This window comes from Faecalicatena contorta (genome assembly GCF_001404335.1).
Taxonomy (GTDB): Bacteria; Bacillota; Clostridia; order Lachnospirales; family Lachnospiraceae; genus Faecalicatena; species Faecalicatena contortus_B.
This window is the reverse complement of sequence record NZ_CYZU01000018.1, coordinates 1-12,939: the sequence shown is the minus strand read 5'-3', so window position 1 is coordinate 12,939 and position 12,939 is coordinate 1. Positions and strand designations below refer to the sequence as shown.

The window sequence follows — 12,939 nt, the reverse complement described above, 5'->3', positions numbered from 1 at the left end:
TCATGAATTCGATATTTTAGGAAGGATTTACAATGGCGAGAAAAAAGAATATAAGAAGACGCAGAAGAAGAGCGAAGAGAGGATTTGCATCTTGGGCAGTATGGAAGAAAGCACTGGCTATCGCTGGGGGGACTGTTATCCTGCTGACAACTGCCGGAGTAGCCTTTGCGGCATCAAAGCTCAATAAGATAGAAACCACAAAGCTGGATGCATCAAAGCTGAATATATCGACAGAAGTTGAGCATAATGAAACTGGATATTTGAATGTGGCGTTGTTCGGCCTTGATACCAGGCCGGGAAATCCCGAAGAGGGGGAACGAAGTGACACTATCATTATAGCAAGCCTGAACCGTGAGAATAAAGAAGTCAGATTATGTTCCGTATTCAGGGATACACTGCTTCAGCAGGAGGACGGATCATACAATAAAGCAAATGCAGCTTATTCTTTTGGGGGTCCTGAAGAGGCTGTAGCCATGCTGAATAAAAATCTGGATATGGACATACAGCATTATGCAACGGTTAATTTTAATGCGCTGGTCGATGTTATAGATGCACTGGGCGGCATTGAGCTGGATCTTACGTCAGAAGAAGTTTTCTGGACTAACGGCTACTGCACGGAAACATCAAGGGTAACAGGTAAGACGACCACCGAACTGACGCAGCCCGGCAAACAGATACTGGATGGAGTACAGGCCACATCTTATTGCAGAATCCGCTATACACAGGGCGATGATTTCAAGCGGGCAGAGAGGCAGCGCACGGTATTGGAACAGATTGTAAAGAAAGCTCAGACAGCTGATCTTACTACTATCAATAAGATCATTGATAAAGTATTTCCGATGATTGAAACTAATTTTTCACTGACAGAAATTTTAGCATATGCAAAAGATGCTTTTGAATATAATTTAACAGATATGAGTGGTTTCCCGTTCGATAAATCTACTGCAAGTTTATCCGGGGTAGGCAGTTCAGTGGTACCGGAGACACTGCAGAGTAATGTCCTTTTGCTGCATGAATTTTTCTTTGGTGATGATGGATACAGTCCGTCCTCTACTGTAACTGAGATAAGTACCGAGATAGGCAGTTATGCTACGAATATAATTTCGGATGAAGAGGCCGCAGCTTACGAACCACAAGAGGGCAGCTATTATTATAATGATGCACCCCAGGGAAATGATGATGGAAGTGCAGGGAATACGGACGTTACCGGCGGAAGTACAGGGAATACAGATGGCACTGGCGGCAGCAGCGTACCGGAAAGCGGAGAAAACAGTTCTGGAACAGGTGGAAATACCGAGTATCCTGAGAGCGAAGCCGAAGGCGGAACTTCAGACCAGTTAAGTGGAGCAGTACAATAAAAGATGGCAAAAGAGGTAGATAAGATGGAAAAAGCATTTAAAAAGATAGGAACCGCAATATTGACATTGTGCCTGACGGTTTCATGTTTTTCGTTTGTTGCATTGGCGGCAGAAGGTTCTCTGCAGTTTTCAGACCCCTCAGCGGCGGCAGGAGAAAATGTTACGGTCACAGCAAAGGTGATATCCGGCGCAGAAGGCGTTGCTGTGGGCGACACGGATATTACAGTCACTTATGATCCTTCTATATTAAAATTTGTAAGTGGAACAAATGCAACTGGCGGCGACGGTACAGTCAAATTGTCTGCAAAGGGTGACGGGACTTCGATGGAAGTAAGTTACTCTATGGAGTTTACGGCCCTAAAAGAAGGGACTGCTACACTTGAGGTAAAAGAATATACGGCATATCTGGCCAATGACGAAGCTCTTAATCTTACTTTAGGTACTTCACAGGTGACCATACAGGGTGGTACGCCGGTTCCTGAGGAAGAAGCAGGTGAAAACGAAGGCCAGGCAGGTTCAGACGGGCTAAAAGTAACCGTAGACGGGAAAGAGTATACGGTAAATGCAAACTTTTCAGAGGCGGTGATCCCAAATGGATTTGCGGCAGCGGATACGGAACTGGACGGTCAGAAGACGAAGGCAATGCTTCAGGAGACCAGTGGGCAGTATATATTCTATTTGCAGGACAGCGACGGCAATTCTGACTATTTTCTTTACAGCAGTGACGATGGCTCTTTTTCACAGACAGCGGTAGTGGACGTTAATTCTTCACTTTCCATTTTTTTGATGGACCACAAGGACAAAGAAGGTCTGCCGGAAGAGTATAAAGAGACAACAACGGATATTGGTGGAAAGGTGTTTACTGCATGGCAGAATACATCTGAAAAAGAGTATTATTTAGTATATGCACTCAGCAGTGAGGGTACCAAAGGATATTACCAATATGATACTACAGAGAAGACCTACCAGAGATATACGCTTCCAGTGGTAGAGAAAAAAGAGAGCAGCAATACGCTGACTGATAAGCTTACAAACTTTATAAATAAATATATGACAATTATATTATGCGCTGTATGGGGCGTGTTTCTTATCATGCTGATTATCATAATCGTCCTGGGCGTAAAACTGAGCCGCAGGAATCAGGAGTTGGACGACCTGTATGATGAATATGACATTGATGGGGATGAGCCGGATGATATGCCGAAGTCAAGAAAGAGGGACAGAGATCAGTTTGTCGGTTTCCAGGAAGATAAGGAAGAATATGATGACGATTATGACGATGATTATGACGACGATTTCGAAGAATATGACGAAGACTTCAATGACGAATATGAGGATGACGATGATTCCTATGATGACGAATTTGAAGAATATGAAGAAGAAACACCCTCAGTCAGAAACAGAAAGAAAAAAGATGACGATGATTATTCAGTAGATTTTATTGATTTGTAACAGTCTGTTGAATGTATCAAAGAGAATGGCTGGGAAAACCAGCCATTTTTCATGATACAGAAAACGTTGCTCTATATGGAACAGGGTGCTATAATAGATAAGAAAAATTTGCGGAAGAACCTGGCAGTATCCCGGGATGCTGCCAGTTCGCGTTATTCTGCAGGGTATCTTCTGATAGATTCAACTACCGCAAAAGAAGAGGAGAAGTAACTGTTTTGTCAAGATATATTCAAAATTTTTTGAAATTTAAACCTCTGTTGGGGGAACTGGTTGCAAGGGATATTAAAATTAAATATAGAAGGTCTGTTCTGGGTGTACTATGGACCTTACTAAATCCACTCTGTATGATGATTATTTTGTCCGTGGTCTTTTCAAATCTGTTTAAATTCGATATTGAAAATTTCCCATTATATATTCTAAGCGGTCAGGTGATTTTTAATTTTTATTCAGATGCTACATCGGGTGCTATGTCGGCTATAATAGGAAGTGCAGCGTTAATTAAAAAGGTGTACGTTCCTAAATACTTATTTGTTCTGTCCAGAGTTTTTTCCAGCACGATTAATCTGATGGCATCCTTTACAGCGATGCTGATTGTTATGGTGGCAACAAGAACAGAGCTTCACTGGACAGCCTTTTTATTCCCCATACCGTTGATCCTGCTGGTACTCTTTTCATTAGGAATCGGTCTGATTCTGTCAGCAGTAACAGTTAAATTCAGAGACATTATACATTTATATGGAGTTTTTGTAACAGGTCTGTTGTATTTAACACCTGTTATTTATCCGATGTCGATTTTACCTGACTGGTTATATAAAGTGGTCATGCTGAACCCATTGACTAATATTTTAATGATGTTCCGTGATGTGATGTTAAACAACAGTATGTTTAGCTTATCTTCATTTTTGATTGCACTTGTTGAGGCATGCTTGTCTTTGGGGATTGGTCTGTACGTCTTTTATAAAAATCAGGATAAGTTTATTTTAAATATTTAGGAGTTGAGTATGGATAGGAAAACAGTGGTAAAAGTAGAAAATGTATCAATGAAGTTTAACCTTTCATCTGAAAAGTTTGACAGCTTTAAGGAATATATTATAAAGAGCATTAAAAATCAGGTATCTTATGATGAATTTTGGGCGCTGAAAGATATATCTTTTGAGGTTGTGCAGGGAGACTCTCTGGGACTGATTGGTCTCAATGGCAGCGGGAAGAGTACGATGCTTAAAACAATAGCCGGGGTATTAAAACCTACCCAGGGTTCCGTGGCAGTCTATGGGAATGTGGCCCCGTTAATTGAACTTGGTGCAGGATTTGATTTTGATCTGACGGCCAAGGAGAACGTTTATCTGAATGGGGCACTTTTGGGATACTCAAGGAAAGTGATGGAGGGGTATTACGACGACATCGTGGAGTTTTCCGAGCTGCATGACTTTATGGATGTACCGGTTAAGAATTTTTCTTCAGGAATGGTGTCCCGGCTTGCGTTTGCTATAGCAACGATCGGTACGCCGGATATATTGATTGTGGATGAGGTGCTGTCTGTCGGAGATTTTCGTTTTCAGCAAAAGTGTGAGGAGCGGATTCACCACATGATGGATTCCGGGACAACAATCTTGTTTGTATCCCACAGCATTGAGCAGGTAAAATCTATCTGCAACAAGATTGTCTGGCTTGAAAAGGGAAAGCTCAGAAAATTTGGAGATGCAGAGAAAATCTGTGAAGAATATAGTAAATGCTATTGATAAGTGCTGAGGAGATAAGATGAAAAAAGTAAAAAGTCTGATTATAATTGTTCTTATACTCGCGGCTGCATTTTTGTATGCCCATATAGGAAAAAATAATCTGGTATATGATAAGAATGTGGATAACAGTCAGTATATTCCAACAGGAGCTGTAGCGGAAATAGAGCAGACTTTTGTAAGTCAGGAGGAGACACTGGATGGAATTCGTGCCAAGTGCCAAGTGATTGGGAATGTTACGGGAATGAAAGTAAAATATTCATTGATAAACATGAATGACGGCAAGCTAGAGGCACAGGGCACTGCGGATGCTGAAAAAATAACAAATGGACGCTTTTATTATTTTAAATTTGACACTGTGAAAAATTGTAAGGGGAATACGTACAAAATAATTTTTGAGAACGAAAGTGTGGATGAATCTAAGGGAATAGGGTTTAGTTTTCAGCCTGAAACAGAAGCAGGAACGGAACTCACAATTAAAGGCGTAAGTACAACAGGAACAATGATTCTTAAAGCAGTAACAGAAAGATTTGATCTGGAGACCTTTATTGTCCTGTTGGTATTTATATTATATGTAGCAGTGTTCATTAAGTTTTTGTATAGGTTATTCAAATAGGCAGATTCAGAAAGAGAAGGATTGTATGGATTTTAAATATTATATTGATCAAAAAAAGTTCAGAATAAAACCGGCAGAAAGATATATTCGTGTAAATGGATGGTGTTTTGAGAAAAAAGGAAAGCCGTTTACCTACGAATCAGAAGTGAATGGTAAAGTGGTGGAGAGCAGAATTAAAAAAATTGTACGTCCTGACGTACAAAGCAAGTTTAACGGAAAGTATAGTCCGGCTGCAGATACCGGGTTTCACATAAAGACTTATGTCGAAAATGGTGTTACTCCGGAAAGCTATCGTCTTTACATCCGCCGGGGCAGTTACAGAAAATGTATTGTCTCCATGGACCGTAAAGAGATCATTGCTTTAAAGGATGAGAGTACGATTTCTTACAATATTGACTGGGTGCATGTTGAGCCGCTGAAAATCATACTATCAGGATGGGCAGTATCTACATCGGGTACAGATAAGGTGCATGTCAGTGTAAGGGATGATATGGGCAAGGCTCTAAAAGTAAAAATGCAGAGGACAAAGCGCAAAGATGTAGAGGATGCAGGGCTCATTGAGGCGCACAATGTGGAATGCGGATTTATAGTTGAATTTATATGCGATCCAGGAAAATGCTATACACTGGTTATAGAAGACGGGGTGAAACGGAAAAAGATCCGGCTTGATCCGGTAAAACTTAAAAAGTACGAGAGAGCACAGCGCAGCAAGCAGTTTGCAGTACGGTTTGTAAAGGCATTAAATAAAAAGAACATAGAAAAAGGGATGAAGTACCTTCGGAAAAATGGATTGCATGGATTGAAGGATCACATTTTGTCCTGTGTAAATGCACAGGGGAAACCATATCAACAGTGGTTTGAGGAAAATAAAGCAACAGAAGCAGATTTGAAAAAGCAGAGAGAGACCATATTTGCATGGCAGCCGAAAGTCAGTATTATTGTTCCCACTTATAAAACTCCGGAGATTTTTTTACGGGAGATGATTGATTCTGTCAGGAATCAGTCCTATCAGAACTGGGAGCTGTGTATTGCCGACGGAAGCGGTGGTGACGAAAACGTAGAAAGAATTCTTGAGGAGTATGCTGTCATGGACAGCAGAATCAAATATTGTTTACTAAAAGAAAATCTTGGTATTTCAGGAAATACAAATGCAGCGCTGGATTTAGTGAGCGGAGATTATGTGGGGCTGTTTGACCATGATGACGTACTGACACCGGATGCCCTTTTTGAAGTGGCAAGTGCATTACAGGAATACAGATACGATATACTCTATACAGATGAGGATAAGATGACAGGAGACGGTTCGGAGTTCAATGATCCGAATTTTAAGCCGGATTTCAGCATGGACTTATTCCGTTCCCATAATTATATTACGCATTTCTTCGTTGTTAAGACAGAAATTATTAAAAAAATTGGTGGGTTCAGAAGTGAATTTGACGGATCTCAAGATTATGATTTGATGTTCAGATGCATTGAAGAGTCTGATAAGATACGGCATATACCGAAAATATTATATCATTGGAGAATTCATATGAATTCTGTAGCCGGTGATCCTGCAAGCAAAATGTATGCATATGAAGCAGGAAAACATGCAATCGAAGAGCACTTAAAACGAGTTGGAATCGAAGCGTCTGTTGAGCACGTGGGACTGTGGGGAATGTACCATGTAAAATATGCGACTCCGGGAGATCCTAAAATATCTATTATTATACCAAATAAAGACCATATAGAGGACTTAGACCTCTGTATTAAATCAATTCAGAAACGGAGTATTTATAAAAATTACGAATTTATTATCATAGAAAACAACAGCAGCGAAAAGAAAACCTTTGAATATTATAAATATCTGGAAGAGCAATACTCCAATGTTAAAGTAGTATACTGGAAAGAAGGATTTAATTATTCTGCTATCAATAATTTTGGTGTACAGTATGCTGCCGGTGAATATCTGCTGTTTCTGAATAATGATACGGAGATGATAACAGAATCTGCGCTTTCAGAGATGCTTGGTATCTGTATGCGGAAGGATGTGGGAGCTGTAGGAGCGAAACTGCTGTATGCTGATGATACAGTACAGCATGCAGGGATAGTCATTGGTTTCGGAAATTATGCAGGACATGTACACGTAGGACTGAAGCGCGATGACTATGGATATATGGTGAGGGCCCGGATAAACTGCAACTATAGTGCGGTAACAGCCGCGTGCCTGATGACCAAGAAGGCCCTTTTTGAGGAGGTAGGCGGCTTTGACGAACAATTTGCTGTTGCCTGCAATGATGTGGATCTCTGCCTGAAATTAAGAAAAGCAGATAAACTGATAGTTTATAATGCATTTTCAGAGTGGCATCACTATGAATCAAAATCTAGAGGCTACGAAGATACTCCAGAAAAGTTAAAACGTTTTGAGAAAGAAGTAGAAAAATTTCAGAAGAAATGGCCGGAGATACTGGAAAATGGTGATCCGTTCTATAACCCTAATTTTGCAATTAACCAGGCGCCTTATACATTGCCGTAAGATGCAGAAAAAGTAAGAGTTCAGAATTGTCTGAACTATTGTACCAGATGAGTTAGACAGTATGAAGGGAGTTACATTATGTGTGGAATAGTTGGATATGTAGGTGAAAAACAGGCAGCCCCGATTTTGCTGGACGGTTTGGCAAAACTGGAATACCGCGGTTATGATTCCGCCGGCATTGCAGTATATGACGGGCAGGAGATCGAGATGAAGAAATCCAAGGGCCGCCTCAAGGTACTGAATGAGCTGACCCATGACGGGGCGACCCTGCCGGGAACGGTGGGAATCGGGCATACGAGATGGGCTACCCACGGGGAACCGTCCGATGTCAATGCACACCCGCATTTCAATAAAGAAGAGAGTATCATCGTTGTACACAATGGAATTATAGAGAATTATCTGAAACTGAAAAACAAACTGGTAAATAAAGGGTATGAATTTATATCGGATACGGATACGGAGGTGATCGCCCATCTGCTGGACTATTATTACCAGGGAAATCCGCTGCAGACGATCACGAAGATTATGCACCGTATGGAGGGATCCTATGCGCTGGGAATTATGTTTAAAGACCATCCGGATGAGCTTTATGCGGTACGCAAGGACAGTCCGCTTATTGTCGGCAAATCTGAGGGAGGCTGCATTATAGCATCCGATGTGCCGGCAGTGCTAAGGTATACGAGAGACGTCTATTTTATAGAAAACGAAGAAATTGTCAGAATGACTGCGGACTCCATGGAGTTTTTCAATGTGGATGAGGAACCGATTGAAAAGGAGTCCACCCATATCGAATGGGACGTGGATGCCGCCGAAAAAGGCGGATATGAGCACTTTATGCTGAAGGAGATGTATGAGCAGCCGAAAGCGATTACAGATACCTTTTCACCGCGCATCAAAGGCTGTGATATCGTGATCGAAGAGCTGAATATGACGGACGAGGAGATACAAAAGATCGACAAGATCATGATCGTAGCCTGCGGTTCCGCATACCATGCAGGGATGACCAGTAAATATGTATTCGAGGGAATGGCGAGGATTCCCGTGGAAGTGGACCTGGCCTCGGAGTACAGATACCGGGATCCCATCATTGAGGAGGGAACCCTGGTTGTTATCATCAGCCAGTCGGGTGAGACAGCAGATTCACTGGCGGCCCTGAGGGAGTCAAAGGCAAGAGGGGCCAAGGTTCTGGGAATCGTAAATGTGGTGGGAAGTTCCATTGCCAGGGAGGCCGATAATGTCATGTATACCTGGGCAGGACCAGAGATCGCGGTGGCTACCACCAAAGCATATTCCTGTCAGCTCATCGCGATGTATCTGCTGGCTATGAAATTTGCAAAAGTACGGGGAAAAATAACCGATGCGGAACTAAAGACGTATATTGAGGACTTGAAACGGATTCCGGATCAGGTAGAACTGCTTCTGAATAATAAAAACAGAATTCAGAAATTTGCCAATCGATATCTGGCGGCCAGAGATGTATTTTTTATCGGAAGGGGAATCGATTATTCGATTTCTATGGAAGGCTCCTTGAAATTGAAGGAAATTTCTTACATACACTCGGAAGCATATGCTGCAGGTGAGTTAAAACACGGTACGATCTCCCTGATTGAGGAGGGGACGCTTGTAGCCGCGGTTCTGACGCAGGAGAATTTGTATAAGAAGATGATCAGTAATATGGTGGAGGTCCGGACCCGGGGGGCGTTTGTTCTGGCTGTTACAAACGAGGGCAACGACGAGGTAGAGCGCGCAGCTGACTATGTAATCTATATACCGGAGACAAACCGTTATTTTACAAATTCCCTGGCTATCATCCCGCTTCAGCTGTTTGGATATTATATTTCTGTAGGCAGGGGCTGCGATGTGGATAAGCCGAGAAATCTCGCTAAATCGGTAACAGTTGAATAAAATAACTGCTGTTTCAAAATTTGTTAAATAAATAAACACAATTCCATCACAAAGAGCGGCTATTATATCAATATAAAATACAAGAGAAAGAAGGTATTTGTATGGAAAACCAATATAATTATTACAATCCCGAAGGACAGCAGGGGAATGCTCAGTATAATAGCCAGCCGGATCATAACAGTCACAGCAGAAAACCAAAAAAGAAAATGCCCAAGGCTGTGGTAGTAACCGGATGCGCTCTATTATTTGGAGTTGTCTCCAGCGCAACATTTTTAACATCTAATATTGTAGGCAGTAAGGTACTGGGTCTGAATGAGTCGTCTAATACAACGGCCAAGAATACGGCTCCGGTTAACAGCAGTTCGCTTACCAAAACATCCAGTGTCATCACATCGGATGTGTCCGGTGTTGTGGAGAGCGTTATGCCTTCCATTGTTTCAATCACCAATATGAGCGTCCAGCAGGTGCAGGATTTCTTCGGAGGCATATCTCAGCAGCAAAGCGAGAGTGCAGGTACGGGTATTATCATAGCCCAGAATGACTCGGAACTTCTGATTGTAACGAACAATCATGTGGTGGAAGGCAGTGAGACACTGACAGTTACATTCGATGACAGCACAAGCCTTGAGGCAGATATTAAAGGGACAGACCCGTCCCATGACCTGGCAGTCATTGCCGTGCCGCTGGATACGATTTCCAAAGATACAATGGATAAGATTGCAGTAGCTACCCTGGGAGATTCTACTCAGTTGAAAGTTGGGGAGCCGGCCATTGCCATCGGAAACGCACTCGGATACGGCCAGTCTGTTACGACTGGTGTTATAAGCGCGACGGATCGTGAGAGTACGACTACAGACACTATGACAGGTGAAACAACAACCAGCGATGTCAGACTGATTCAGACAGATGCAGCGATCAATCCAGGTAACAGCGGCGGCGCTTTGGTGAATGCAAACGGAGAGGTTATCGGAATTAACTCCTCCAAACTCGTAGGAAGCTCTGTTGAAGGTGTCGGCTACGCAATTCCGATCAGCGATGTGTCAGATATTATTACAAATCTTATGAATCAGCAGACAAAATCCAAAGTTGCGGAAGCAGACAGAGGATATCTGGGAATCGAAGGTATTGATGTGACCTCTGAGAACGCGCAGAGATTTAATATGCCGCTTGGCGTTTATGTGACAGATGTTACCAGCGGAGGCGGAGCAAAAGCAGCTGGAATGACAAAGGGCGGAGTTATAACAGCATTGAATGGAACTACCATTGACAGCATGAATACACTGAAAGAACAGTTAAGATATTATGCAAAAGGTGACACCGTGACGCTGACGGTTCAGGTTCCAGGAAGTAACGGGGAATACACTGAAAATACCTATCAGGTAACATTAGGTGCAAAGGCGGAATAGCCATATAGGAACGCAGATATATACCTGCAGGACCTCTTCGATGTATTTCCTGCAGGGATAAAAAGAACACACAGCGGCAGATACCGCATAAATACAATACAGGACGCAGCCTTTATGGTAAGGCAGCGTCCTGTATTTTAAACTTATAAACCGTTCGTATGAAGAGTTTACATCAACTGACAGAGCCTGCTGATGCCACTTTATTTACAGCCGCAGTCCTGACGAATATCGAATTCAGGATTGATGGCATAGAAGTTTTTACTGTCCAGATTATCCTGAACGATACGCAAACTTTCTCCGAATCTCTGATAATGAACAACCTCACGTTCTCTCAGGAAACGAATAGGATCACAGACTTCTGGATCTTTCACCAGTCTCAGGATATTGTCATAAGTAGTTCTAGCTTTTTGTTCTGCAGCCATATCTTCATGGAGATCGGTGATTGGATCGCCTTTTGACTGGAACACAGTTGCTGTCCACGGCATTCCGCTCGCCGCCTGCGGCCAGAGCGCAAGGGTATGGTCTACATAATAGGTACCGAAGCCGGATTTCTCAATTTCTTCCGGTGTCAGGTTTCTGGTGAGCTGATGGACAATGGCACAGATCATCTCCATATGAGCCAGTTCTTCCGTACCGATATCTGTCAGAATACCGGTCACCTCTTTGTAAGGCATTGTGTATCTCTGAGAAAGATAGCGCATGGAAGCAGCGAGTTCGCCGTCGGGTCCCCCGAATTGTGTAATAATGATCTGAGCAATTTTCGGGTTGGTCTGTGTAATTTTTACTGGATACTGCAGTCTTTTTTCATAACCCCACATATACTAACATCCTCCTTCCTGCCATGGCCATGGCTCATTGATCCAGTCCCACCTGTCAGCGCAGGAATAGACAGTGGTATCAATTGTAAGAGGACCATAGTATGCGGCATATTCTTTCAGAGCCTCATTTCTCATGCGGCTGTACTCGCGAAAATAAGCGAGTGCATCTTCATCGCAGGGGTGGGTATCAAGAAAAAGTTTCACGTCATCCACCGCGAAGCTGACCGCATTGATATGGTCAAGTAAATCTTTTTTGCATGGACGTTCACTCATCGATTACACCCTCCTCTTCCATGAAATGGTTTTGAGAGGTCTTCAAAAATTGTACCTCTCTGGAAGCCTTTACAAGGTTCGTATAAATTCCGCCATTTCTGCCAGGGCACGTATGCCATAGCAATTGGGAAATCTTCCAATGCATCATAACGGCATCCACACGGCTGTGAGGGATGGCGTTCCGGAGTGCGGCATTCACACTGTTCTGGTTTGTGGTGTTCCGGATGATGTCCGCATGGTTCCGGAGTGCGGCAACCGCGCTGTTCTGGTTTACGTGGTTCTGGAGTGTGGCAACCGCACTGTTCTGGTTTACGGGATTCTGGAGCGCGGCAACCGCACTGTTCCGGTTTACGTGGTTCTGGAGTGCGGCAACCACATGGTTCTGGTTTGCGTGGCTCTGGAGTGCGGCATCCACAAGGCTCCGGTGCTCCGCACTGGCGGTCAGTTCTTGGCATGGGGGCAGGTGCAGGACGGCAGTTATTATTACCGTTCGGCATGCTGCGGCAGTTATTATAGTTCATTTGTCTGCCGTAGCGCATATTGTTTTGACAATTCGCCATTTGCGATATCTCCTTCCATATCATTTACAATATTATAGTATGGAAGAAAATTAAAAAGGTTCCACTTTACAATTTGGCAAAAGTCTTATATAATAGAACAAGTGAGGCGGGGTGTGGCTCAGTTTGGTTAGAGCGCACGGCTGGGGGCCGTGAGGTCGCAGGTTCGAATCCTGTCACCCCGATCAGAGTAGCAGTGCATAAGAAGCACTGCTTTTCTTATATAATAGGAAAGTTCGCCAAATGGCGAACCAATTGATAAAAAAAGCCCGCAAAATGCGGGCAAAGCAAACAGACGGTGGT

General features: G+C 43.1%; 12 protein-coding genes and 1 tRNA gene. 10 read left to right on the top strand and 3 right to left on the bottom strand.

Annotated elements, in window-relative coordinates; genetic code table 11:
* The first annotated feature begins 32 nt into the window (after nt 1-32).
* From ARB69_RS10700 to ARB69_RS10665, 8 genes are all read left to right on the top strand, one after another.
* On the top strand, nt 33-1,358 hold the full coding sequence (locus tag ARB69_RS10700; protein WP_050640930.1) for an LCP family protein: 1,326 nt from the start codon (nt 33-35) through the stop codon (nt 1,356-1,358).
* 3 nt (nt 1,359-1,361) lie between these two features.
* Nucleotides 1,362-2,810, top strand: coding sequence for a cohesin domain-containing protein (locus tag ARB69_RS10695; protein ID WP_055153053.1), 1,449 nt, complete (start codon nt 1,362-1,364; stop codon nt 2,808-2,810).
* Between the two features lie 215 nt (nt 2,811-3,025).
* On the top strand, nt 3,026-3,802 hold the full coding sequence (locus ARB69_RS10690) for an ABC transporter permease (protein WP_050640928.1): 777 nt from the start codon (nt 3,026-3,028) through the stop codon (nt 3,800-3,802).
* Between the two features lie 9 nt (nt 3,803-3,811).
* A complete protein-coding gene (locus ARB69_RS10685) occupies nt 3,812-4,549 on the top strand; it encodes an ABC transporter ATP-binding protein (RefSeq protein ID WP_050640927.1) in 738 nt (245 codons plus the stop codon).
* 19 nt (nt 4,550-4,568) lie between these two features.
* Complete coding sequence (locus ARB69_RS10680) at nt 4,569-5,162, top strand: hypothetical protein (protein WP_050640926.1); 594 nt, start codon at nt 4,569-4,571, stop codon at nt 5,160-5,162.
* A 25-nt stretch (nt 5,163-5,187) separates the two neighbouring features.
* Entirely contained in the window at nt 5,188-7,677 is a 2,490-nt protein-coding gene (locus ARB69_RS10675; RefSeq protein ID WP_083487070.1) for a glycosyltransferase family 2 protein, read from the top strand.
* A 78-nt stretch (nt 7,678-7,755) separates the two neighbouring features.
* Entirely contained in the window at nt 7,756-9,582 is a 1,827-nt protein-coding gene (gene glmS / locus ARB69_RS10670; RefSeq protein WP_050640925.1) for a glutamine--fructose-6-phosphate transaminase (isomerizing), read from the top strand.
* 101 nt (nt 9,583-9,683) lie between these two features.
* Nucleotides 9,684-10,988: a S1C family serine protease gene (locus ARB69_RS10665; protein WP_055153051.1), complete on the top strand. Its 1,305-nt coding sequence runs from the start codon at nt 9,684-9,686 to the stop codon at nt 10,986-10,988.
* A 200-nt stretch (nt 10,989-11,188) separates the two neighbouring features.
* Here ARB69_RS10665 and ARB69_RS10660 read toward each other — a convergent pair whose 3' ends face one another.
* Genes ARB69_RS10660 through ARB69_RS25970 form a run of 3 tightly spaced genes read right to left on the bottom strand, consistent with a single transcriptional unit; the run spans nt 11,189 to nt 12,198 of the window.
* Entirely contained in the window at nt 11,189-11,806 is a 618-nt protein-coding gene (locus tag ARB69_RS10660; protein WP_050640920.1) for a manganese catalase family protein, read from the bottom strand.
* Nucleotides 11,807-11,809: 3 nt separating this feature from the next.
* A complete protein-coding gene (locus tag ARB69_RS10655) occupies nt 11,810-12,079 on the bottom strand; it encodes a spore coat protein CotJB (protein ID WP_055153049.1) in 270 nt (89 codons plus the stop codon).
* Entirely contained in the window at nt 12,076-12,198 is a 123-nt protein-coding gene (locus tag ARB69_RS25970) for a spore coat associated protein CotJA (RefSeq protein WP_083487071.1), read from the bottom strand. The genes ARB69_RS10655 and ARB69_RS25970 overlap by 4 nt, the downstream gene beginning before the upstream one ends.
* A gap of 20 nt (nt 12,199-12,218) precedes the next feature.
* Here ARB69_RS25970 and ARB69_RS10650 point away from each other — a divergent pair, with 20 nt between their 5' ends.
* Both ARB69_RS10650 and ARB69_RS10645 read left to right on the top strand, forming a co-directional pair.
* The gene (locus tag ARB69_RS10650; RefSeq protein ID WP_055153047.1) at nt 12,219-12,677 is read left to right on the top strand and encodes a hypothetical protein; all 459 of its coding nucleotides are present in this window, start codon (nt 12,219-12,221) and stop codon (nt 12,675-12,677) included.
* Between the two features lie 69 nt (nt 12,678-12,746).
* Nucleotides 12,747-12,821, top strand: a tRNA-Pro gene (locus ARB69_RS10645).
* Nucleotides 12,822-12,939: the final 118 nt, after the last annotated feature.

What these genes read in the sequence shown, in the direction of transcription:
- ARB69_RS10700 (WP_050640930.1), top strand. Translation starts at nt 33, where the DNA reads ATGGCGAGAAAAAAGAATATAAGAAGACGCAGAAGAAGAGCGAAGAGA.
- ARB69_RS10695 (WP_055153053.1), top strand. Translation starts at nt 1,362, where the DNA reads ATGGCAAAAGAGGTAGATAAGATGGAAAAAGCATTTAAAAAGATAGGA.
- ARB69_RS10685 (WP_050640927.1), top strand. Translation starts at nt 3,812, where the DNA reads ATGGATAGGAAAACAGTGGTAAAAGTAGAAAATGTATCAATGAAGTTT.
- ARB69_RS10680 (WP_050640926.1), top strand. Translation starts at nt 4,569, where the DNA reads ATGAAAAAAGTAAAAAGTCTGATTATAATTGTTCTTATACTCGCGGCT.
- ARB69_RS10675 (WP_083487070.1), top strand. Translation starts at nt 5,188, where the DNA reads ATGGATTTTAAATATTATATTGATCAAAAAAAGTTCAGAATAAAACCG.
- glmS (WP_050640925.1), top strand. Translation starts at nt 7,756, where the DNA reads ATGTGTGGAATAGTTGGATATGTAGGTGAAAAACAGGCAGCCCCGATT.
- ARB69_RS10665 (WP_055153051.1), top strand. Translation starts at nt 9,684, where the DNA reads ATGGAAAACCAATATAATTATTACAATCCCGAAGGACAGCAGGGGAAT.
- ARB69_RS10660 (WP_050640920.1), bottom strand. Translation starts at nt 11,806, where the DNA reads ATGTGGGGTTATGAAAAAAGACTGCAGTATCCAGTAAAAATTACACAG.
- ARB69_RS10655 (WP_055153049.1), bottom strand. Translation starts at nt 12,079, where the DNA reads ATGAGTGAACGTCCATGCAAAAAAGATTTACTTGACCATATCAATGCG.
- ARB69_RS25970 (WP_083487071.1), bottom strand. Translation starts at nt 12,198, where the DNA reads ATGGCATACGTGCCCTGGCAGAAATGGCGGAATTTATACGAACCTTGT.
- ARB69_RS10650 (WP_055153047.1), top strand. Translation starts at nt 12,219, where the DNA reads ATGCATCATAACGGCATCCACACGGCTGTGAGGGATGGCGTTCCGGAG.